Origin of the sequence: Phenylobacterium sp. (assembly GCF_031412415.1) — a bacterium.
GTDB lineage: Bacteria > Pseudomonadota > Alphaproteobacteria > Caulobacterales > Caulobacteraceae > Phenylobacterium.
Genome location: NZ_JANOCX010000261.1, coordinates 1 through 1,878, shown reverse-complemented (window position 1 = coordinate 1,878; position 1,878 = coordinate 1). Strand labels below are relative to the sequence as shown.

At 69.4% G+C, this 1,878-nt stretch carries 1 protein-coding gene and 1 pseudogene; both read left to right on the top strand.

Features of this window, described 5'->3' with window-relative positions:
* Positions 1-265, top strand: a pseudogene (locus RMO04_RS12825) (DUF2493 domain-containing protein); the annotation flags it as partial.
* 312 nt (positions 266-577) lie between these two features.
* Positions 578-1,822 carry a DUF3363 domain-containing protein gene (locus RMO04_RS12820; protein WP_309645172.1) on the top strand — a complete coding sequence of 415 codons (1,245 nt, stop codon included), beginning with the start codon at positions 578-580 and terminating at the stop codon, positions 1,820-1,822.
* Positions 1,823-1,878: the final 56 nt, after the last annotated feature.

Below are 1,878 nucleotides of genomic sequence, written 5' to 3'. Positions count from 1 at the left end.
GAAGCTCGCGATCCAGTGGGCCCAGCAGAAGGGGGTGGTCCTGGTCCTCGCCCGGGCGGATTTCGATCGGCACGCAAAGGCCGCCCCGTTCCGGGCCAATGACGAGCTGATGGCCCTGGAGCCGGTCTGCTGCCTCACCCTGGCCCAGTCCCTGGATGCGGCGCGGGCCGACGGAAGCCATCCGTTCGGCCCGGCCCTGAACCAGGCGCAGCAGGCCCAGAACAGCGGCGTGCGGCATGTGCCGATCCGCGGCAGGCCGGACTGAGGCCGACTCCGCGTCCGACATCTTCGCCCGCTCGGCCTTCGTGGCCGGGCGGGCTTCTTCGTGTTGGCGGAGGCTCCAGGCGGTCGGGGGTAACCATTCGCCCGAAATTGATTGGATGAGGTGTCGATTGTAGCGTGTTGATCGAGCTTGCGAAAATCGTGCGAATGAGAGGGTAGGGCAAGATAAAAGGCGGTTCTCGGCGGCGCCGATTGTCGTACCGTCCCAGGAGGTTGCGGACACCGCGGCTGGCCGGCGCGACTTGCGCTGAGTTGAGTGCGCAGGAGCCGTTCCAGTGAGCGGGAGGCCGGTCCAATGTTGATCCGCGACGCCGTGGAAGACCGGCTACGGGCGCGATCCGCCGAGAACAGCGGACCGGCTGGAGATCCGCTTCCGAGGGCGATGAAATCCGATCCGGTGGTGGTGCGCACGGCCCTGTTCCGTCGGCTGGCGGCGTCCCGCGCCTTCGCTTTGGGAGATCGCGCCGGAGTCCTGAGCGCGGCCCAGCGACGGTCCGGCCGTGTCTTCCGCCTCGATGTCCGCCAGCGGGTGGTGGTCAAGGCCATGGTGTCGCGGCATGTCGGGGTGGCCGCCGCGCGGGGCGCGGCGCTGGCGCGGCACGTGTCCTACCTTGGTCGCGGCGGGGCCGGGGTTGAGGGTGCGAAGGCGGAGTTCTTCGACCGCGCCGACGAGGGGATCGACGCCGGCGCGATCGCCCGTGAATGGGCGGGCGATCGGCATCACTTCCGCTTCATCATCTCGCCTGAGCATGGCGACCGGATCTCTGATCTGCGGGGCTATGTGCGCGAGGTCATGGGGCGGGTGGCGGACGACCTGGGGGAGCCCAACCTGACCTGGGTGGCGACCTGTCATTTCGACACCGACCAGCCCCACGCCCATGTCCTGGTGCGAGGCCGTCGCGAGGACGGGCGCGACCTGGTCATACCGCGCCACTACATCGGTTACGGCTTCCGCGCGCGGGCCCAGGAGGCGGCGCAGGCGCGGCTGGGCGACCTGTCGCGCCTGGAGGCCGAGCGCCAGGTCTGGCGCGACACGGAGGCCGACCGGTTCACGCCGCTGGATCGCCGACTGATGGAGGGCGTTCAGGCCGATGGCCTGGTCGCCGACGGGGTGGGGCGCAGCGACGCCTGGCACGCCCTGACCCGCGGACGGCTCCGCCATCTGGAGCGGCTTGGCCTGGCCGAGCGGGTGGGCAAATCCTATCGGCTAGCCGGCGATCTCGAGCCGAGGCTGCGGTCCCTGCAGATCAGCAAGGACATCATTCGCACTCTGAACCAGCGGCGCCTGGAGGGCGTGAGTGAGGTGAAGCTGCTTGGGAGCGAGCGGGTCCAGGGGCGCGTGGTCCGCAGCGGGTCACATGACGAGCTCGGTCAGTCGACCTTCGTGGTCCTGCGCGACCGCGCCGGCGTCGAGCACTATGCCCGGCTCGGCTTGGGGCAGCCGCTGGCGCAGGAGGGAGCCCAACTCACCTTGGTTCCGGGCGAGCGGGGCGCCCTGGTCCAGGCCATTGAGCTTAAGGGGGACGAACACTCGCTTTGAAATGCTTGGCAAGTCCACGGCAGAAATATGCGAGGCGCAATGGCCGCTTGGGGCTC

Bases quoted from the DNA above. Each gene is read 5' to 3' on its own strand.
- RMO04_RS12820 (WP_309645172.1), top strand. From the start codon at position 578: ATGTTGATCCGCGACGCCGTGGAAGACCGGCTACGGGCGCGATCCGCC.